This is a genomic window from Streptomyces sp. NPDC007025, from assembly GCF_042869455.1.
Classification (GTDB): domain Bacteria; phylum Actinomycetota; class Actinomycetes; order Streptomycetales; family Streptomycetaceae; genus Streptomyces.
The window spans coordinates 333,835-351,091 of the sequence record NZ_JBIAFT010000003.1; the positions used below are offsets into that span (position 1 = coordinate 333,835).

The 17,257-nt window shown below is 72.9% G+C and carries 23 protein-coding genes; 9 read left to right on the forward strand and 14 right to left on the reverse strand.

Going from position 1 to position 17,257, the window contains the following annotated elements:
- Nucleotides 1–145: 145 nt before the first annotated feature.
- The 7 genes from trpM to hisI form a co-directional block, all read right to left on the reverse strand.
- Nucleotides 146–298 carry a tryptophan biosynthesis modulator TrpM gene (gene trpM, locus ACFYMO_RS07875; RefSeq protein ID WP_388545002.1) on the reverse strand — a complete coding sequence of 51 codons (153 nt, stop codon included), beginning with the start codon at nt 296–298 and terminating at the stop codon, nt 146–148.
- Between the two features lie 6 nt (nt 299–304).
- A complete protein-coding gene (gene trpC / locus ACFYMO_RS07880) occupies nt 305–1,126 on the reverse strand; it encodes an indole-3-glycerol phosphate synthase TrpC (protein WP_366772383.1) in 822 nt (273 codons plus the stop codon).
- Nucleotides 1,127–1,345: 219 nt separating this feature from the next.
- On the reverse strand, nt 1,346–1,765 hold the full coding sequence (locus tag ACFYMO_RS07885) for a DUF2752 domain-containing protein (RefSeq protein ID WP_366772382.1): 420 nt from the start codon (nt 1,763–1,765) through the stop codon (nt 1,346–1,348).
- 23 nt (nt 1,766–1,788) lie between these two features.
- Complete coding sequence (locus tag ACFYMO_RS07890) at nt 1,789–2,067, reverse strand: HGxxPAAW family protein (RefSeq protein WP_366772380.1); 279 nt, start codon at nt 2,065–2,067, stop codon at nt 1,789–1,791.
- 162 nt (nt 2,068–2,229) lie between these two features.
- Nucleotides 2,230–2,943, reverse strand: a complete 714-nt coding sequence (locus ACFYMO_RS07895; protein WP_366772379.1) for a TIGR02234 family membrane protein — start codon at nt 2,941–2,943, stop codon at nt 2,230–2,232.
- Nucleotides 2,940–4,457, reverse strand: coding sequence for an anthranilate synthase component I (locus ACFYMO_RS07900; RefSeq protein WP_366772378.1), 1,518 nt, complete (start codon nt 4,455–4,457; stop codon nt 2,940–2,942). Before ACFYMO_RS07900 ends, ACFYMO_RS07895 begins: the two co-directional genes overlap by 4 nt.
- Nucleotides 4,458–4,561: 104 nt before the next feature.
- Complete coding sequence (gene hisI, locus ACFYMO_RS07905) at nt 4,562–4,921, reverse strand: phosphoribosyl-AMP cyclohydrolase (protein WP_366772377.1); 360 nt, start codon at nt 4,919–4,921, stop codon at nt 4,562–4,564.
- A gap of 161 nt (nt 4,922–5,082) precedes the next feature.
- On the opposite strand from hisI, the gene ACFYMO_RS07910 reads away from it, so the two are divergent.
- Both ACFYMO_RS07910 and ACFYMO_RS07915 read left to right on the forward strand, forming a co-directional pair.
- The gene (locus tag ACFYMO_RS07910; protein ID WP_366772376.1) at nt 5,083–5,715 is read left to right on the forward strand and encodes a TIGR03085 family metal-binding protein; all 633 of its coding nucleotides are present in this window, start codon (nt 5,083–5,085) and stop codon (nt 5,713–5,715) included.
- Nucleotides 5,716–5,937: 222 nt separating this feature from the next.
- Entirely contained in the window at nt 5,938–7,200 is a 1,263-nt protein-coding gene (locus ACFYMO_RS07915; RefSeq protein WP_388545009.1) for a serine hydrolase domain-containing protein, read from the forward strand.
- Here the strand turns inward: ACFYMO_RS07915 and ACFYMO_RS07920 are convergent.
- Nucleotides 7,197–8,114 (reverse strand): LysR substrate-binding domain-containing protein, encoded by a 918-nt coding sequence (locus ACFYMO_RS07920; protein ID WP_366772373.1) that lies wholly within the window; start codon nt 8,112–8,114, stop codon nt 7,197–7,199. The two genes, ACFYMO_RS07915 and ACFYMO_RS07920, sit on opposite strands and share 4 nt — an antisense overlap.
- A gap of 97 nt (nt 8,115–8,211) precedes the next feature.
- On the opposite strand from ACFYMO_RS07920, the gene ACFYMO_RS07925 reads away from it, so the two are divergent.
- The 4 genes from ACFYMO_RS07925 to ACFYMO_RS07940 all read left to right on the forward strand — a co-directional run bounded on the left by ACFYMO_RS07925 (nt 8,212) and on the right by ACFYMO_RS07940 (nt 12,641).
- Complete coding sequence (locus ACFYMO_RS07925; RefSeq protein WP_388545013.1) at nt 8,212–8,964, forward strand: succinate dehydrogenase cytochrome b subunit; 753 nt, start codon at nt 8,212–8,214, stop codon at nt 8,962–8,964.
- Nucleotide 8,965: 1 nt separating this feature from the next.
- The gene (locus tag ACFYMO_RS07930) at nt 8,966–10,984 is read left to right on the forward strand and encodes a fumarate reductase/succinate dehydrogenase flavoprotein subunit (protein ID WP_366772371.1); all 2,019 of its coding nucleotides are present in this window, start codon (nt 8,966–8,968) and stop codon (nt 10,982–10,984) included.
- Entirely contained in the window at nt 10,981–11,721 is a 741-nt protein-coding gene (locus ACFYMO_RS07935) for a succinate dehydrogenase/fumarate reductase iron-sulfur subunit (protein WP_074998260.1), read from the forward strand. The genes ACFYMO_RS07930 and ACFYMO_RS07935 overlap by 4 nt, the downstream gene beginning before the upstream one ends.
- Nucleotides 11,722–11,900: 179 nt before the next feature.
- Nucleotides 11,901–12,641 carry a class I SAM-dependent methyltransferase gene (locus ACFYMO_RS07940; protein WP_388545018.1) on the forward strand — a complete coding sequence of 247 codons (741 nt, stop codon included), beginning with the start codon at nt 11,901–11,903 and terminating at the stop codon, nt 12,639–12,641.
- A 4-nt stretch (nt 12,642–12,645) separates the two neighbouring features.
- Here ACFYMO_RS07940 and ACFYMO_RS07945 read toward each other — a convergent pair whose 3' ends face one another.
- Nucleotides 12,646–13,008, reverse strand: coding sequence for a DUF6463 family protein (locus tag ACFYMO_RS07945; protein WP_366772369.1), 363 nt, complete (start codon nt 13,006–13,008; stop codon nt 12,646–12,648).
- Between the two features lie 175 nt (nt 13,009–13,183).
- On the opposite strand from ACFYMO_RS07945, the gene ACFYMO_RS07950 reads away from it, so the two are divergent.
- Nucleotides 13,184–13,633, forward strand: coding sequence for a hypothetical protein (locus ACFYMO_RS07950; protein WP_366772404.1), 450 nt, complete (start codon nt 13,184–13,186; stop codon nt 13,631–13,633).
- Nucleotides 13,634–13,769: 136 nt separating this feature from the next.
- Here ACFYMO_RS07950 and ACFYMO_RS07955 read toward each other — a convergent pair whose 3' ends face one another.
- The 4 genes from ACFYMO_RS07955 to ACFYMO_RS07970 all read right to left on the reverse strand — a co-directional run bounded on the left by ACFYMO_RS07955 (nt 13,770) and on the right by ACFYMO_RS07970 (nt 15,760).
- A complete protein-coding gene (locus ACFYMO_RS07955) occupies nt 13,770–14,243 on the reverse strand; it encodes a DUF6924 domain-containing protein (RefSeq protein WP_366772368.1) in 474 nt (157 codons plus the stop codon).
- The gene (locus ACFYMO_RS07960; protein ID WP_366772367.1) at nt 14,240–15,112 is read right to left on the reverse strand and encodes a DUF6461 domain-containing protein; all 873 of its coding nucleotides are present in this window, start codon (nt 15,110–15,112) and stop codon (nt 14,240–14,242) included. The genes ACFYMO_RS07955 and ACFYMO_RS07960 overlap by 4 nt, the downstream gene beginning before the upstream one ends.
- A gap of 1 nt (nt 15,113) precedes the next feature.
- On the reverse strand, nt 15,114–15,272 hold the full coding sequence (locus ACFYMO_RS07965; RefSeq protein ID WP_366772366.1) for a hypothetical protein: 159 nt from the start codon (nt 15,270–15,272) through the stop codon (nt 15,114–15,116).
- A gap of 293 nt (nt 15,273–15,565) precedes the next feature.
- The gene (locus ACFYMO_RS07970) at nt 15,566–15,760 is read right to left on the reverse strand and encodes a hypothetical protein (RefSeq protein WP_388545023.1); all 195 of its coding nucleotides are present in this window, start codon (nt 15,758–15,760) and stop codon (nt 15,566–15,568) included.
- 107 nt (nt 15,761–15,867) lie between these two features.
- Here ACFYMO_RS07970 and ACFYMO_RS07975 point away from each other — a divergent pair, with 107 nt between their 5' ends.
- Nucleotides 15,868–16,704, forward strand: coding sequence for a helix-turn-helix domain-containing protein (locus ACFYMO_RS07975; protein ID WP_388545026.1), 837 nt, complete (start codon nt 15,868–15,870; stop codon nt 16,702–16,704).
- Nucleotides 16,701–16,907, forward strand: a complete 207-nt coding sequence (locus ACFYMO_RS07980) for a DUF397 domain-containing protein (protein ID WP_366772363.1) — start codon at nt 16,701–16,703, stop codon at nt 16,905–16,907. The genes ACFYMO_RS07975 and ACFYMO_RS07980 overlap by 4 nt, the downstream gene beginning before the upstream one ends.
- An 81-nt stretch (nt 16,908–16,988) precedes the next feature.
- Here the strand turns inward: ACFYMO_RS07980 and ACFYMO_RS07985 are convergent, their stop codons facing one another.
- Entirely contained in the window at nt 16,989–17,114 is a 126-nt protein-coding gene (locus ACFYMO_RS07985; RefSeq protein ID WP_388545029.1) for a hypothetical protein, read from the reverse strand.
- Between the last annotated feature and the right edge of the window lie 143 nt (nt 17,115–17,257).

A 17,257-nucleotide genomic window follows, 5' to 3' on the forward strand; every position in this document is an offset into this window, starting at 1 on the left:
CGCTGCTCCTTGCGAGTGGGCTGATGTGACGGCTCCGGGCCCCGGCCCTCCCCCGGGCTCCGGCCGGCAGCCGGAGGCGCGCCCGCGCGGCGGCGGGCGGGCAAGGGGCGCTCCCCTCAGCGGGGTGCGGGCGGGCAGGGGCGGGTCAGCGCCATCGGCGGCCGCGGATCACGCCCGGCTCGCACCCGATGTGGTACCGGACGGACCGGCCGCGCACCCGGCGCGCGGGCGCCCGGCACCCGCGCGGACGGCACCCGCGCGCCAGCGCGAGGGAGCACAGGGAGACCTCAGCCGTCATCGCGTGTCAGTCCCTCCCGCCGTGGCGGAGCGCGGGGTGGGCGCCCGCGGCCACGAGGTCCGAGACCGCGGTGCGCGCATCCTTGCCGGTCACCAGCGACTCCCCCACCAGAACGGCGTCGGCCCCCTCGTTCGCGTAGGCGATCAGGTCGTGCGGACCGCGGACGCCGGACTCGGCGATCTTGACGACGTGGTCGGGGATCTCGGGGGCGATCCGGGTGAAGTTGCCGCGGTCCACCTCGAGGGTCTTCAGGTTCCGCGCGTTGACGCCGACGATCTTCGCCCCGGCCGCCAGTGCCCGCTCGGCCTCGTCCTCGTCGTGCACCTCGACCAGCGGGGTGAGACCGATGGACTCGGCGCGCTCGATCAGCGAGACCAGGGCCTCCTGCTCCAGCGCGGCGACGATCAGCAGCACCAGGTCGGCGCCGTGCGCACGGGCCTCCCACAGCTGGTAGGAGGAGAAGACGAAGTCCTTGCGCAGGACGGGGATGTCGACGCGGGCCCGGACCGCCTCCAGGTCGGCGAGCGAGCCGCCGAACCGGCGGCGCTCGGTGAGGACGGAGATGACTGCGGCGCCGCCCGCCTCGTAGTCGGCGGCGAGCCCGGCCGGGTCGGCGATGGCCGCCAGCGCGCCCTTGGACGGGCTGGAGCGCTTCACCTCGCAGATCACCCGCACCCCGGCGGTGCTGTCACCCTTGAGTGCCGCGAGCCCGTCCCTGGCCTGGGGTGCCCGGGCGACGCGCTCCTTGAGCTCCTCGAGGCTGACGCGCGCCTGCCGCTCGGCGAGGTCTTCCCGCACGCCTTCGATGATCTCGTCGAGCACACTCACCGAGCGGCCTCCTTGCTGGCTGGGTTCGGGCTGGATACGGGTCGGCACCGGGCGGGCGGCGGAAAAAGGTTCCGGGGCGCTCCTCGGAGGCGGAGCAGGGGATGGTCGGGTGGGCCACTGTGATGGTATCCGCCCCGGCACGGAGGTCCCGCATCCGGTTGATCACAGTCCCATATAGCGGACAAATCACCGCCCCGGTGGCCGTGCGGACGCGGCTGCTCAGGGAGCCAGGCCGACTCCGAGGGGCGTATTCCGGACAACCGTGAAGGCGACCGTCAGCGCCCCGAGCGCCCACCAGTGCCAGGCCCGCAGCCGCACCGGGAAGGAGTAGCGGCGGCCCCGGACCGCGCCGGCGGCCCAGTGCAGCCAGCCCAGCGCGAAGCCCGTGAAGAGCAGCACGGCGAGGACGTTGGCGCCCAGCGCGGTGCCCAGGTCCCCCTGGGTGACGGCGTGCGCGCTGCGCAGCCCGCCGCAGCCGGGGCAGTACAGGCCGGCGACGGTCAGGAAGGGACAGGCCGGATAGTGACCGGGCTCGTTGGGGTCGACGACGGCCACGACGGCGAAGGCCGCGCCCACCGCGGCGAGACTGCCGAGGGGCACGGCCAGCCGCGGCACCGCTCCGGTGAGGCGGTGCCGCACGGTCGCGGCGTGCTGCCGGTCGTTCAGGAGTGCGCCTTGTCGGCGACCGGCCGGTGCGCCCGGTCGTGCGCCAGCTTGTGGGCCCGCGCCTGCTCGGCCGTCAGACCGGGGGACTTCGACTGGCCCATCCCCGCCGCCCGCATGATGCCGCCGATCACAGCGCCCGCCCCGATGACGACCAGCCCTGCGATCACACCGACGGGCTGCGCCAGCACCGTGAAGACGGAGGCGACGCAGAAGCCGACGAAGGCGATGATCGAGCCGGTCCAGGCGGCCGGGGTGTGTCCGTGGCTGTGCGCCATGAATGCTCCTTGAGTCACAACATGAGGTGGGGCCACCCGGCCCGTTCGCCGCCCATTCTCCCCCTTCCGCGCCCGCGCGAGGGCACGGGGGTCGTCCGTACGGGCCGCGGCGGGCCGCGCGCAGGTGCCGGACACGGGCGCGGAGGCCGCTGGGGCCGCGGCTCAGGCGGTGCCGTGCGTGGGATCCTCGCCGCGGTCCAGGGCCTTCCACAGGTCCTCGGGCCGGTCGGGATCGACGCGCCGGGTACGGGCGGCGCGCTGCCGCAGCGGGGTGCGCTCGTAGCGGGCGCTGCCGGACATCGAGGGCCAGCCCGCGCCGTACCGCAGCGCCAGCAGCCCGGCGACCAGCAGCAGCGCACCGCCCACCGCCGACACATACGGCCAGGCGCTGACGTCGACGGCGCCGATGCCGCTGTCGGTCAGGCCGCTGGTCTTGGCGGCCTCGGCGGAGAGCGCACCGGTGTCGTCGGCCCCCAGCAGCGCCGAGGCCAGCACGGCGGTGCCGCACAGCGCGAGCAGCCCGGAGACGATCCGGCGGCTGGTCCGGCGTACGGCGAAGACGGCGACGAGCGCGGCGAGGCCGACCAGCGCCAGTGCGCTGGGCAGGCCGGTGACGTCGCCGCCCTCGGCGCTGACCGGCACCTGGCCCTGGGCGAACTCGGCCGTGGACGTGCTCCAGGTCTGGCCGGCGGAGATCAGCGCGAGGGCCGCGCCCACCGCGCCGCACAGCAGGGCCGCCGCCAGCGCGGTGCGGGCCGCCCGGGAGCGCGACGTGCCCGGGCGCCCGGCGTCCGGGGCGGGCTCCGCTTCCGGCCGGCCGGGGTGCGGGCCCCCCTCGGTGCCGTCCGGGTCCGGCGCGGGGGTCGAAGAAGTCACGCCTCCACGCTACCCCCGAGGCGTTCGGCCGTCCGGACCGCCCTCAGCACGGCCGCGGCCTTGTTGGCGCACTCGGTGTCCTCGGCCTCGGGGTCGGAGTCGGCGACGACTCCGGCGCCCGCCTGGACGTACGCGGTCCCGTCCCGCAGCAGCGCGGTGCGGATGGCGATGGCGGTGTCGGAGTCGCCGGCGAAGTCGAGATATCCGACACATCCGCCGTAGACACCGCGCCTGGTGGGCTCCAGCTCCTCGATGATCTGGAGTGCACGCGGCTTGGGCGCCCCGGACAGTGTCCCGGCCGGGAAGCAGGAGGTGAGCGCGTCGAACGCGGTACGGTCCGGGGCCAGTTGCCCGGTGACGGTCGAGACGATGTGCATCACGTGGCTGTAGCGCTCGATCGACATGAAGTCGACCACCTCGACGCTGCCCGGTTCGCAGACCCGCCCCAGGTCGTTGCGGCCCAGGTCCACCAGCATCAGGTGCTCGGCCCGCTCCTTGGGGTCGGCCAGCAGTTCCTCGGCCAGCGCGGTGTCCTCGCCGGGGGTGGCGCCCCGCGGCCGGGTCCCGGCGATGGGGTGCATCATCGCGCGACCGTCCTCGACCTTGACCAGCGCCTCGGGGCTGGAGCCGACGATGTCGAAACCCTCGAAGCGCAACAGGTACATGTACGGGCTCGGGTTGGTGGCCCGCAGCACCCGGTAGACGTCCAGGGCGCTCGCCTCGCAGCGGGCCTCGAACCGCTGCGAGGGCACCACCTGGAACGCCTCCCCGCCGCGGATCCGCTCCTTGATGTCCTCGACCCAGCCCTGGTAGGTCGCCCCGCCCGACCGGGCCTCGACGGAAGGGAGTTCGGAGGCGGGCAGCGCCACCGGGTCGACGGGGGCGGGGCGTGCGAGGTCGGCGGCCATCGCGTCCAGCCGCCGCACGGCGTCCGCGTACGCCTCGTCGACGCCGGTGTCCAGGTCGTTGTGGTTGATCGCGTTGGCGATCAGCAGCACCGTGCCGTCGCGGTGGTCGAGGACGGCCAGGTCGGAGGTGAGCAGCATCGTCAGCTCCGGCAGCCCCAGGTCGTCCGCGGTGCCGGGGTGGTGGCCGATCTTCTCCAGCCGCTGGACGATGTCGTAGCCGAGGTAGCCGACCATGCCGCCGGTGAACGGCGGCAGCTCGCCGCCCCGGTGCAGGTCGCGCGGGGTGTGCAGGGCCTCGACGGTCTCGCGGAGCGCGACGAGCGGGTCGCCGTCGGTGGGGACGCCGACCGGCGGGGTGCCCTGCCAGTGCGCTTCGCCGCCGCGCACGGTCAGCGCAGCGTCGCTGCGCACCCCGATGAAGGAGTACCGCGACCAGGTGCGGCCGTTCTCCGCGGACTCCAGCAGGAAGGTGCCGGGGCGTTCAGCGGCGAGCTTGCGGTACAGGGCGATGGGAGTGTCGCCGTCCGCCAGCAGGCGGCGGGTCACCGGGATGACTCGCCGGTTCTTGGCGAGCGTCCGGAAGGTTGCGAGGTCAGGCGCCGTCATGGCGCCTCACCCTACTGGTCCGGCGGCGGCACGGCGTCCAGGTCACCGGGCGCGGGACGGCTCGGCGCCGGCGCCGCCTGTCGTGCGACGGCGGGCCGTCGGCGTCACGGCTCCCGGGGCAGCAGCACGTCCGCGTCGAAGCAGGTGCGGCTGCCGGTGTGGCAGGCGGCCCCGGTCTGGTCGACCCGCACCAGCACGGTGTCCGCGTCGCAGTCGAGCGCCACGGACTTGACCCGCTGCACATGCCCGGAGGTGTCGCCCTTCACCCAGTACTCGCCGCGGCTGCGGCTCCAGTAGGTGGCGCGTCCGGTGGTGAGGGTGCGGTGCAGGGCCTCGTCGTCCATCCACCCGAGCATCAGCACCTCCCCGGTGTCGTACTGCTGGGCGACGGCGGGCAGCAGCCCGTCCGGGTTGCGCTTGAGCCGGGCGGCGACGGCGGGGTCGAGGGAGCTCTCCTGGGACATGGCTCCATTGTCCCGCACCCGTCCCGCACTCCACGTACCGCTCGGCGCGGGGCCGCAGCCGCGCATCCGGCGCGGCACGCGGCACAGCGCCGGACACGCCGCGCACACGCCCGGGCACCGACAACTCCCCGTCCGCGCCCCGCGCGCCGTACGCTTGCGGTATGTCGACCCATGCCAAACGTGAACGTCTGCTGCTCGCCGATCTCTTGGAGGCCAACGGGCCCGACGCGCCCACCCTGTGCGAGGGGTGGCGCACCCGGGACCTGGCCGCGCACGTCGTCGTGCGCGAACGGCGCGGAGACGCGGCCGGCGGCCTGCTGATCAAGCAGCTCGCGCCCCGACTGGAGCGGGTGCAGGCCGAGTTCACCGCCAAACCGTACGACGAGCTGATCCACCTCATCCGTACCGGGCCGCCCCGGATGTCGCCCTTCGCGCTGAAGCAGGTGGACGAGGCGGCCAACACGGTCGAGTTCTTCATCCACGGGGAGGACGTACGCCGGGCACAGCCCGACTGGGCGCGGCGCGAGCTGGACTCCGTCTTCGAGGACGCGCTGTGGCGCCGACTGGAGACGGCCGCCCGGATGTACGGGCGCAAGGCGCCGGTCGGCCTGGTGCTGCGCCGCCCCGACGGCCAGACGGCGGTCGCCCGGCGCGGCACCCCGGTCGTGACCGCCGTCGGCGCCCCCTCGGAGCTGCTGCTGTTCGTCTCCGGCCGCACGGAGCAGGCGGACGTGGAACTGGACGGCGACAAGGAGGCACTCGCCCGCCTCGCCGAGGCCGGCCTCGGCATGTAGCGGGTGCCGCGCCGGGAAGCCCGGCACCGGGAAGTGCTCCGGCCGGCCCGCCGCACCTCCGCCCGCGTGGCACGCCGCCCCGGAGCCGGAACCGGGCAGCGCACCGGTGTGCGCCCCCGGTCCGCGCCGGGCGCCGCCCCCAAGGCGGGGCGGGGGCGGGTACGGGGACGGCTCAGGGTGTTCCCGGATGGAGCGCGGGGACGGCGCCGCGAGGGTGGAGTCATGACCTTCACGCCGCTCTCCCGCAGCCGCACCCACCCCGCCGTCCGTCCCGCCCGCCGTCCCGCCGGCCGCCCCTCGCGCCGGAGCCTGCTCGCCGGGGTGGCCTCCGGTACGGCGCTGGCCGCCGTCGGCGCCCCGGTGCCGGTGGCCGCCGCGGACACCCCCGAGGCCGGCCGCCCGGACGCGGGCGGGGGCCGGAGGCTCCAGCCGCCCGACGCCCGCGCGCTGCGGGCCGCCCTGGACGATCTGGCACACCCGCGTGCGTCCGGGGCGCAGTTGCGGGTCAGTGGCTCGGCCGGGCGGTGGTACGGCACCTCGGGGGTCTCGGACCCGTCCACCGGGCGGCCGGTCGGGCTCAACGACAAGGTGCGCGCCGGCAGCGTCACCAAGGCGTTCGTGGCCACCGCGGCGCTGCAACTCGCCGACGAGGGACGGCTGCGCCTGACGGCGCCCGTCCGGCACTACCTGCCCGACCTGCTGCCGGAGCGCTTCGGGGCCGTCACGGTGGCGCAGCTCCTCGACCACACCAGCGGGCTGCCCGACCACGTCGGACTGCCCGACCTGAGCACCGCGCAGGCCGTGCTGCGGCACCGCTTCGACCGGTGGACCCCGCAGGGGATCGTGGCGAGCGCCACCGGCGGCGAGCTGAAGTTCCGGCCGGGTACCAGGCAGGAGTACCGCGGCGTCAACTACGTACTGGCGGCGCTGGTCATCGAGCAGGTGACGGGACGTCCGTACGGGATCGAGCTGCGCGACCGGCTGCTGCGCCCGCTGCGGCTGGGGCACACCTCCTTCCCGTCGGCGGAGGGCTACCCGCGGCGGATCCGCGGCCCGCACATGCACGGCTGTCTGGAGACGGAAGGCGGCACGCTCGCGGACGTCACCGAGTTCGACATGTCAGCCTCGTACGCGGACGGCGAGATCGTGACCAGCACCGGCGATCTGCACCGCTTCCTGTCCGCGCTGTTCTCCGGAGCGCTGCTGCCGCAGCGGCAGCTGCGCAGGATGTTCACGCTGCCGCCGAAGCAGGTGCGGATGCTCGACGGGAGTCCGGCGCGCTACAGCACCGGGCTGCAGACGGTCACCGTCGAGGGGGTGGAGCTGTGGGGCAAGACGGGCGAGCAGCACGGCTATGCGACCGGCATGTTCGCCACCCGCGACCAGCAGCGGCGGCTGGTGTGGACGTTCACCCCGGTCGAGCCGGGCGCGGACCCCTCGCCGATGAGCCGGCGGATCGCCGAGGCGGCCACGGCCGGGCGCTAGGACCTGCTGCCGGAGCCGGAGGCGCCGTCTTCCAGGGCGACCCGCTCGGTCAGGATCCGCTGGAGCTCCCGGGCCGCGCGGGTCGGGGAGACGTCGCCGCGGTGCGCGACCGCGACGGTGCGGTGCAGCCCGGGCGGTGCGAAGCGGGTGACCTGCAGGCCGGAGCGGGCCGCGACCATCCGGGGGACGACGGCCAGTCCGAGGCCCGCGCGGACGAAGCCGAGCACGGCGTCCATCTCACCGCCCTCCACGCCGAAGACGGGTTCGAAGCCCGCGTCCCGGCAGGCGGCCACGGTCAGCTCCCGCAGGTCGTAGCCGCGCCGGAACATCGCCAGCGGACGGCCGCGCAGGTCCTCGACGCGGATGCGGTCGCGGCGCGGAAACGGGGGCAGGTCCGGGGCCGCGACGACGACCAGTTCCTCGCTCAGCAGCTCGTCCGCGGCCAGCACCGGCCCCTGGCCCGGCAGCGGGGTGATGATCAGCGCGAGGTCCAGTTGTCCCGCGGCCAGCGCCCGCACCAGGTCCTGGGAGCCGTCCTCGTGCACCATCAGCTCCACGCCGGGGTAGCGGTCGTGGAAGGCGCGCAGCACGTCCGGCACGAGTCCGGCGCACAGGCTCGGCGGCGCCCCGAGCCGGATCCGCCCGCGGCGGAGCTGCGCGACTTCCTGCACCTCGCGGCGGGCCGTCTCGGTGTCGGCCAGGATCCGCCGGGCCAGCGGCAGCAGGGCTTCGCCCGCGTCGGTGAGCGAGATGTGCCCCCGCGCCCGGTGGAAGAGCTCGGCGCCCAGCTCCCGTTCCAGGGAGCGGATCTGCTGGGAGAGGGAGGGCTGGGCGACGTGCTCACGCTGGGCTGCCCGGGTGAAGTGCCGGGTGTCGGCGACGGCGGTGAAGTAGCGGAGCTGCTGGAGCTGCATACGGCAAGCATACGGCGCGACGATAGGCAAGGCCTATCGTTCGCAGCTCTTCTATGTCTTGGACTGATGCCGAGAGCCGTCCCTACCGTGCATGAGCATGGCGACGGATATCCGCACCCCCACTCCGCAGCAGCCCCGGCCCGGCTCGGCGGCCCCGCCGGGCCCGGGCCCCCGGCGGGGCCGGCTGCGCACCCTGTGGGGGTCGACGATCGGCAAGAAGGCGGTCATGGCGGTCACCGGGCTGCTGATGCTGGCCTATCTGCTCGTCCACATGCTCGGGAACCTGAAGGTCTTCTTCGGGCCGGAGGACATGAACGGCTACGCGCACTGGCTGCGCACCCTGGGTGAGCCGTTCCTGCGGTACGGCTGGTTCCTGTGGATCGCGCGGGCCGTCCTGCTCGCGGCCGTCGTCCTGCACGGTGTGAGCGCCTACCAGCTCAGCCGGCGCGACCTAGCCGCCCGGCCGGTCGGATACCGGCACCGCAGGCGCGGCAGCAGCTACGCGACCCGGACCATGCGCTGGGGCGGGATCATCCTGGCCCTGTTCCTCGTCTGGCACGTACTCGACCTGACGACCGGCACCGTCAATCCGCGCGGCCAGGAAGGCCACCCGTACGAGAACATCGTGGCCGGGTTCCGCACCTGGTACGCGAACGTCATCTACCTCGTCGCCATGCTCGCCGTCGGACTGCACATCCGGCACGGCTTCTGGAGCGCGGCACAGACCCTCGGGGTGACCCGGCCCGGCACCGGGCGCCTGCTCAGGGCCGGAGCGACCGTGCTCGCGGCGGCCATCACCGCCGGATTCGTCTCCGTACCCGTCGGCGTCATGACCGGAGTGGTGAACTGACATGAGCAGCCCCAGTACCCCCAGTACCCCCTACCAGGACTACCGGACCGGGGAACCGGCCGTCGACACCAAGGCGCCCGACGGGCCGGTGGCCGAGCGGTGGAACCGGCGGCGCTTCGAGGCGAAGCTCGTCAACCCGGCCAACCGCCGCAAGCACACCGTCATCGTCGTCGGCACCGGCCTGGCGGGCGGCTCGGCCGGAGCGACCCTGGCCGAGGCGGGCTACCGCGTCGTGCAGTTCTGCTACCAGGACTCCCCGCGCCGCGCCCACTCCGTCGCCGCGCAGGGCGGCATCAACGCGGCGAAGAACTACCGCAACGACGGCGACTCGGTGCAGCGCCTCTTCTACGACACCGTCAAGGGCGGCGACTTCCGCTCCCGCGAGTCGAACGTGTACCGGCTGGCCGAGATCTCCACCGAGATCATCGACCAGTGCGTCGCCCAGGGCGTCCCGTTCGCGCGCGAGTACGGCGGACTGCTGGACACCCGCTCCTTCGGCGGCGTCCAGGTCTCCCGCACCTTCTACGCCCGCGGCCAGACCGGGCAGCAACTGCTGCTCGGCGCCTACCAGGCGCTCTCACGGCAGATCGCCACCGGCGCCGTCGAGATGCACCCGCGCACCGAGATGCTGGACCTGATCGTCATCGACGGCCGGGCCCGCGGCATCGTCGCCCGCGACCTGCTGACCGGGCGGATCGAGAGCCACTTCGCCGACGCGGTGGTGCTGGCCACCGGCGGCTACGGCAACGTCTTCCACCTGTCCACCAACGCCAAGAACTCCAACGCGACCGCCATCTGGCGCGCGCACCGCAGGGGCGCCCACTTCGCCAACCCCTGCTTCACCCAGATCCACCCCACCTGCATCCCGCGCTCCGGCGACCACCAGTCCAAACTCACCCTGATGAGCGAGTCGCTCCGCAACGACGGCCGCGTCTGGGTGCCCGCGCAACCCGGCGACGACCGCGCCCCGCAGGACATCCCCGAGGACGAGCGGGACTACTACCTGGAGCGGCTCTACCCCTCCTTCGGCAACCTCGTCCCCCGCGACATCGCCTCCCGCGCCGCGAAGAACGTCTGCGACGAGGGCCGCGGCGTGGGCCCCGTCGGCCACGGAGGCGGAGCCGAAGGCGCCTCGGTCGAGGGCGGTGGCGGACGACGGGAGGGCGTCTACCTCGACTTCGCCGACGCCCTCGCCAGGATGGGCCGGAAGGCCGTCGAGGAGAAGTACGGCAACCTCTTCGAGATGTACGCGCGGATCACCGCCGAGGACCCCTACACCCGCCCCATGCGCATCTACCCGGCCATCCACTACACGATGGGCGGGCTGTGGGTGGACTACGACCTGATGACCACCGTGCCGGGTCTCTTCGCCGTCGGGGAGGCCAACTTCTCCGACCACGGCGCCAACCGGCTCGGCGCCTCCGCGCTGATGCAGGGCCTGGCCGACGGCTACTTCGTCCTCCCCGCGACGCTCGGCGACTACCTGGCCCGCACCCCGCACCAGCCTGCCGACCCGGACCATCCGGCCGTGCAGGAGGCGGTCCGCGCAGTCTCCGACCGGCTGGACGCGCTGCTGTCCGCGGACGGCGACCGCTCGTCCGAGTCCTTCCACCGCGAACTGGGCGCCCTCCTGTGGGACGAGTGCGGCATGTCCCGCACCGAGGAGGGGCTGCGCAAGGCGCTGGAGCGGATCCCCGAACTCCGCGCCGAGTTCTGGCGGCGGGTGCGGGTGCCCGGCAGCGGCGCCGCGCTCAACCAGTCGCTGGAGCAGGCCAACCGGGTCGCCGACCACCTGGAGCTGGCCGAACTGATGTGCCTGGACGCGCTGCACCGCGCCGAGTCCTGCGGCGGCCACTTCCGCGAGGAGCACCGCACGGCGGACGGCGAGGCGGCCCGCGAGGACGAGGAGTTCTGCTACGCCGCCGCCTGGGAGTTCACCGGCACCGGCACGGCCCCCGTGCTGCACAAGGAAGCCCTGCACTTCGACCACGTACACCCCACCCAGCGGAGCTACACATGAACCTCACCCTCCGGATCTGGCGGCAGCCGGATGCCGAGTCGCCCGGCGAGATGCGCACGTACGAGGTCGAGGACATCTCCCCCGACATGTCCTTCCTGGAGATGCTCGACACCCTCAACGAGACGCTGCTGACCCGCGGCGAGGAACCCGTCGCCTTCGACCACGACTGCCGCGAGGGCATCTGCGGCGCCTGCGGGATGGTCATCAACGGCGCGGCCCACGGCCCCGAACGCACCACCACCTGCCAGCTGCACATGCGGCACTTCGCCGACGGCGACACCGTCGACGTCGAACCCTGGCGCGCCGCGGCCTTCCCCGTCGTACGGGACCTGGTCGTCGACCGGTCCGCGTTCGACCGGGTGATCGGCGCGGGCGGCTACATCACCGCGCCCACCGGCGCGGCGCCCGAGGCCCACGCGACGGCCGTGCCCAAGCCCGCCGCCGACGCGGCGTTCACCCACGCCGAGTGCATCGGCTGCGGCGCCTGCGTGGCCGCCTGCCCGAACGGGTCGGCCATGCTGTTCACCTCCGCCAAGGTCAACCACCTCGCCGCGCTGCCGCAGGGGGCGCCCGAGCGGGAGACCCGGGTGCTCGACATGGTCGCGCAGATGGACGCCGAGGGCTTCGGCGGCTGCACCCTGACCGGCGAGTGCGCCACGGCCTGCCCCAAGGGCATCCCGATGCCGTCCATCGCCGCGATGAACCGGGAGTATTTGCGCGCGACGGCGAAGAGGTAGCCCGCGGGGGCGCCGCGGCGGGCGGTGCCCCAGAGGCAGCCCGCCCGGGGGCCGCGGCGGGCGGCGACGGGCGGCCCGGGCGCCCGGCGTCGGGGCCGACGCCCACGCCGATGCCGGGCCCGGTGCCCGCGCGGATACCGGGGAGCCGCGCGGCCCGCCGCACCCTCTACAGTGACCCGATGTCCCCCAACCGGCTCCTCGGCCAGCGCCCCACCCTGCCCGAACTGGCCCGGCAGGCACTCTCGTCCGTCCAGCACGGCTACGACCTGCTGGCCCCGAAGTTCGACCACACCGCCTACCGGACACCGGAGAAGGTGCTGGACGCGACCGCCCGGGCCCTCGGCGGCCACGGCCCCTTCGCCGACGGGCTCGACCTGTGCTGCGGCACCGGCGCCGGCCTGCGGGTGCTGGAGAAGGTGTGCACCGGCCGGGCGGTGGGCGCCGACTTCAGCACGGGCATGCTGGCGGAGGCCAGGTTCGCGTACGCCACCGCCCCGCACCCCGCCCCGCACTGGGTGCGGGCTGACGCGCACGCGCTGCCGTTCCGCGACGGCACCTTCGATCTGGTGGCCAGCTTCGGCGCGTTCGGCCACTTCCTGCCAGCCGAGCGCCCGCACCTGTTCGGCCAGGTGCACCGGGTGCTGCGGGCCGGCGGCACCTTCGCGTTCCCGATGGCGGCGCCGCCGCGCCCGGGCACCGCCGCGTACTGGTCGCTGCTCGGGTTCGACGCGGCGATGCGGGTGCGCAACACCGTGTGGCGGCCGCCCTTCGTCATGTACTACCGCACCTGGCCGCTGGGCGACGTCCGGCGGGACCTGGAGGCGGCGGGCTTCGACGTAACGCTGGCGCCCCTCGCCGAACTGGGCCGCCGCGACGACGGCGCCCCGCGCTGCCGGCTGGTCCTGGCCAGAAAGCGCTGAGCGCCTACCCACGCCGCGCGGGCCTGCGCAGCAGCATGCCGCCGATCGCGACCAGCGCCGGGAAGCCGCCCTTGGGCATGGCCGCGGTCCCCACCGCACCGACACCGGCCAGCACCGCGCCCGCGGCACGCTGTGCGGCGACGTCGCCGTGCTCCTCCGCCGAGCGGAGCAACCGGCCGCCCACCCACAGGGCGGGCGCCGCCGCCATGAACCAGAAGGCCGCCGCCCGGTCGCCGCGCTCGGGCACGGAGTCGACCACACCACGGCGGGCCAGCTCCGCCAGCGCCTCCCGGTGGACCATCGCACCGATGGCACCGTGGCCGACCGCGACGGCCTGGAGGAGACGTCCCGCTGAAGGTCGATTCATACCGCCGATCGTAGTCCCGGCAGCACGGAAACCGGCGCCATTCGAGCACTTGGACGGATCACTCCCGGATCGCTCGCCGCGCCGTGCCGCCGGCACCCCGTCCCGGCGCGCGAGTTCGCGGAGCCGGCCGTCAGCGGGCCGTGTGCGGGGGCCACGGGCGTGGCACATGTCGTTCATGGGGTCGATCGAGCGCGACAGCGAGTCCGTCCGGTACATCCGGTTCCAATCGCCGCACCGGAACAGCCGAGGCCATTTCACCGGCGTTTTCGGTCTCGTCAACAATCTGGCGAGGGAGGGCAGGCTCTCGGAGGAACAAGAAGCCTTCCGCCGCCGCAACAACCGGTGGTACGACGCCGCGTATCCCAACCCCTCGACCGTCGACCCCGACATCTACGACGACGACATCAACCCCGGCGCGGCGGCGTGGTTCAAGCCGTCGGCCACTCATCTCCTCGACCGTGTCCCCGGCTATCTGGAGATTCTGTCCGCGCACGGCATCGACTGCCGGGCTCTGCGTTCCGTCGACCCGGGACGGGTCGTCTACGAGGACGCCGCACAGATCGTGGTCGTGCCACACGCCCCGGAAGCGGCGACCGCCCGCGAGAGCACCGACGGCCGGAAGTGACGCGGCAGGCGCACCGGCCGCGCGTCGGGGGTCGCCGGTCCGGGTGTGGGCACCGGGGTGAGTCGACGGGCCCGGGTCGGGGGCCCTGCACTGGTTTCGCTCAGGAGGGACCCGCGGCCTGGCCGGAGACCAGACGTCAGAAGGGGGACCAATAGACCTTGTCCGGGTCCCGGTCAGCTCTTTCGACGTATTCGTCGAACCCCATCTCGCCGAGGGAGAGCAGCATATGCACGTCCCCGACCGCTGCGGGCTCCAGGCGGAAAGCGTCCTCCGCCGACGCGGTGCCTTCGGTGGCGTCGCGGGCGGGATGAGCGTCCGGATCGAGGTCGACCGCCAGCATGGCGAAGTGCGAGTGGCGAACGGCGGTGGAGTCGACGACGAAGACATGGCCGGCCGGCGTGGCCGCCCGCACCGCCGCCCGCACCTCTCCTGTCGTCGCGCCGGACCAGGCCGGATCGTCCACGAGGTGCACGCGGGCTTCGTGCTCGTCGTCCTCACCCCACGGTTGCCTCAGTTCTACCACTATGGCCCGCCAGGTGGATTCGTCCTCGTAGCAGGTCCGCACGACGAGTGCTGCCTCCGCGTCGTGGTCACCGATCATCGGTCTCATTCCCGCTCCCCCACCTCTCGGGTCTGTTCGAGACGTACCGCAGCACGCTGCCGAGACTCCTCAACCACTCGTGGATCTTCGGCAGGAAAAAGCGGTCCCAGATATCGGCCCAGGGGTCGCGACTGCGGCGGATCCGCCGGCGGCGGATACTCAAGGGGTGGGTCCGCATGCTCCAGTGTTCGCCGGTCGTCGACGGGTACCACGGCAGTCGACAGTGGGCCCCTCAGCATCTCCTGCGTGAGGGGGTTCCCGATGTAGTTGGCGATCACCGTCAAGGCAGCTTCCACGCCGCAGCAACCAGCCACCGTCAGCCCCAGAACCTTGCCGAAAAAATCACGCTCACTCGTACCACGGTTCCCTGAATCATTGCCGGGTTCGAAAGATTCGACGACTCGGCCGTCAACTATATAGGCGAACTCTGAGAGCCCCTTCGCACTGAGGAACAGAAGGATGGTTTCCGTGGCTTTCGAAAGAGGGGCGAGAATTCCGTCAAGATAACCGATGGGACTGTCGAACTCGACGGCGAAGGCCCAGTCGCCCAACTTACCGACCAACACTTCGTCCAGCCGATGACCGGATTCCCCAGCACCCCCGATGACATCCCCTTCTTCATCAAGGGTCGACGCCTGTCCGGCACCCCTTCTCGCACCGTATATTTCGATGACTTCCTCCTGGGTGCGCCCCCGCGAAAACGTGACGCAGAACCACTCACTTTGAGCCAGGCTCCAGGACGCTGACACGTCGGGGATCTCCTTCGCACGCAGAGGACAATGACGCAACCACACTCTTGAGGATGATTTCTCTTCCGGTGGCACCGGCGCAAGAAGCAGCAGCTCGACAACGACCACCACCCGTCCGGCAGCAGCCACTTCAGGGCCTTCGAACGGACTTCGCTCCGTGCTCCGGGTGCCGTCGCAGGAGTACGGCGCAGTCGGTGGCCCGGCTCCAGTCGCCCACCGTGCGCGCGGCTTCGCGGTCGCACTCCAGGCGGACGCACTCCGCGCAGCCCCTCGCGGCGTCAGCCGTCATGGTGCTGCCTCCTCCCCCCGTGTGGCGGGCTGCTCGGCGCAGCCTTCTGCGGGCTTCTCGGTGCGCCGCCTCAAGTCGCCGCGCCAGCGGGCAGGACCGCTCCTGCGTGCAGGCTCGGCACTCCTGGCGGTGCATGACGGAGGCTGCCTGGAGCTGCGCGATGTCGGCCCAGCGGGGTGAGGCGGAGACCTCGGCATGCGGCGGGCCGGCGTCCGCGGATACCGGTTCGCGGGCGGCCGGCTGCCACGCTCCGCCTGTCTCGTCCTGCACGCCCGTCGCGTCCGTCCGGCCGGTCACCCGCGCGACCTCTGCCGGAGCCCGGCCGCGACGTCCCGCAGCAGTTGCGGAGTCGGCTCCGCGAAGCCGGTGCGCGGGACCCACTCGGGTACGAGTCGCCAGAAGGCTCCGGCCTCCATGAACGCGGTGAGTTCCGCCGCGGCTTCCGGCCGGTCCGGCCCTCGGCCCGCCGTGTCGTCGCTTCCGGACACGATCCACTCCTCTCCGTAGTTCGGTGACTACCAAGGGGATTCAGCGTGGCCGCGAGCGGGGAGGCATTCAACGTGTCAGACCGGAACGAAAGGTCGGTGACGGGCCGTTGAACCGCAAGGAGTTGGATCCGGACAGCTCTCCCCAAGCAGCGTTCGGAGCGCGGCTGCGCAGCATGCGGGAGGCGCGCGGCTGGAAGCAGGAGGAGCTGGGAGACCGGACGGGATATTCCAGTACGCATGTGTCAGCCGTGGAAACCGGTCGCAAGATGCCGACCTTGCGCTTCTCGCGCAGTGCGGACCTCGCCTTCGGCATCGCGGACACCGCGGACACGTTCGAGCAGCAGCACCGCGAGATCCGGCACGGCAGCCTGCTGGAGGGCTTCCCCCAGTACGTGGAGTGCGAGGTGCGGGCGGCGGAGATCCGCGCGTTCGAGATCGGGATCATCCCCGGGCTGCTCCAGACCCGGGAGTACGCGACGGTGCTGGCCGAGAGCGCGGTGAACCGGGGGGCGATCACCACCGACCAGGCCGAGGAGCGGATCGCTCTGATCGCGGAGCGGCAGGCCGCACTCGCGCGTACGCCTCCACCGCTGATCTCCGTCGTACTGGACGAGAGCTGTATCCGCCGGCCGATCGGCGCACCAGGCGTCATGGAGGCGCAGTTGGAGCGCGTCGTCGAGTTCGCCGGGCGGGCGAACACCCTGCTCCAGGTCGCCCCGTTCACCATGGGAACCCGACGGACCTTCGACCTGCCGCTCTATATCCTGACGATGGCCGACCGCTCGCTGCTGTCGTACGCCGAGTCCGCTCAGCGGGGCCATCTGGAGCGGGACAACCGGTTCGTGCTGCCCATGCTGACGGCCTACCATCAACTCCAGGCCGCAGCGCCCTCCCAGACGGAATCCGTCGCCATGATCGATCAGTTACGAAAGGGCTCGCCGTGACGACCGAAACCCCCCGCTGGCTCACGTCCTCCTACAGCAACAACGGCGGCGCCTGCGTGCAGGTCGCCGCCGATCTCGCCGCCCACGGCACCGTCCCCGTCCGGGACTCCAAGAACCCCGCGGGTCCGGTTCTGGACCTGACCACCGAGGCGTTCTCCACCTTCGTGACGAGCATCAAGACCGGCAACCTCGGCACCGCCTGACCTTCGGGGCGGGTATCGGTTCGGAGACGCCCCCGTCGCGCCCACCGACGGAACCCCGACACGGGCCAAGATTCGGGGGCGTCACAGGATCTCCGCGCCGAAGAGATCGGCCAGCTCCTCCGCGTCATCCCCGGCCCCTGCGCGCCAGGCCCGGAGAACTGGCGTCGCGTCGCGCAGTTGCTGGGCTCTGGGGCGCGTACTCGACATAGCCCGAGAGGTCGCCGCCCGAGGCGGCACGGGCGTGGGCGAGGACATCGGCAGGCAGGCTGACGGTGATGCGCGTACGGAGGCTCATAGGCCCGTGAGCGTACTTCTGTATGACGCCGTGACGCATGGAACCGCCGCCGTGC

What these genes read in the sequence shown, in the direction of transcription:
- ACFYMO_RS07955 (WP_366772368.1), bottom strand. Translation starts at nt 14,243, where the DNA reads ATGAGACCGATGATCGGTGACCACGACGCGGAGGCAGCACTCGTCGTG.
- ACFYMO_RS07915 (WP_388545009.1), top strand. Translation starts at nt 5,938, where the DNA reads ATGACCTTCACGCCGCTCTCCCGCAGCCGCACCCACCCCGCCGTCCGT.
- hisI (WP_366772377.1), bottom strand. Translation starts at nt 4,921, where the DNA reads ATGTCCCAGGAGAGCTCCCTCGACCCCGCCGTCGCCGCCCGGCTCAAG.
- ACFYMO_RS07930 (WP_366772371.1), top strand. Translation starts at nt 8,966, where the DNA reads ATGAGCAGCCCCAGTACCCCCAGTACCCCCTACCAGGACTACCGGACC.
- ACFYMO_RS07910 (WP_366772376.1), top strand. Translation starts at nt 5,083, where the DNA reads ATGTCGACCCATGCCAAACGTGAACGTCTGCTGCTCGCCGATCTCTTG.
- trpM (WP_388545002.1), bottom strand. Translation starts at nt 298, where the DNA reads ATGACGGCTGAGGTCTCCCTGTGCTCCCTCGCGCTGGCGCGCGGGTGC.
- ACFYMO_RS07900 (WP_366772378.1), bottom strand. Translation starts at nt 4,457, where the DNA reads ATGACGGCGCCTGACCTCGCAACCTTCCGGACGCTCGCCAAGAACCGG.
- ACFYMO_RS07890 (WP_366772380.1), bottom strand. Translation starts at nt 2,067, where the DNA reads ATGGCGCACAGCCACGGACACACCCCGGCCGCCTGGACCGGCTCGATC.
- ACFYMO_RS07940 (WP_388545018.1), top strand. Translation starts at nt 11,901, where the DNA reads ATGTCCCCCAACCGGCTCCTCGGCCAGCGCCCCACCCTGCCCGAACTG.
- ACFYMO_RS07945 (WP_366772369.1), bottom strand. Translation starts at nt 13,008, where the DNA reads ATGAATCGACCTTCAGCGGGACGTCTCCTCCAGGCCGTCGCGGTCGGC.
- ACFYMO_RS07965 (WP_366772366.1), bottom strand. Translation starts at nt 15,272, where the DNA reads ATGACGGCTGACGCCGCGAGGGGCTGCGCGGAGTGCGTCCGCCTGGAG.
- ACFYMO_RS07925 (WP_388545013.1), top strand. Translation starts at nt 8,212, where the DNA reads ATGGCGACGGATATCCGCACCCCCACTCCGCAGCAGCCCCGGCCCGGC.
- ACFYMO_RS07950 (WP_366772404.1), top strand. Translation starts at nt 13,184, where the DNA reads ATGGGGTCGATCGAGCGCGACAGCGAGTCCGTCCGGTACATCCGGTTC.
- ACFYMO_RS07985 (WP_388545029.1), bottom strand. Translation starts at nt 17,114, where the DNA reads ATGTCGAGTACGCGCCCCAGAGCCCAGCAACTGCGCGACGCGACGCCA.
- ACFYMO_RS07920 (WP_366772373.1), bottom strand. Translation starts at nt 8,114, where the DNA reads ATGCAGCTCCAGCAGCTCCGCTACTTCACCGCCGTCGCCGACACCCGG.
- ACFYMO_RS07935 (WP_074998260.1), top strand. Translation starts at nt 10,981, where the DNA reads ATGAACCTCACCCTCCGGATCTGGCGGCAGCCGGATGCCGAGTCGCCC.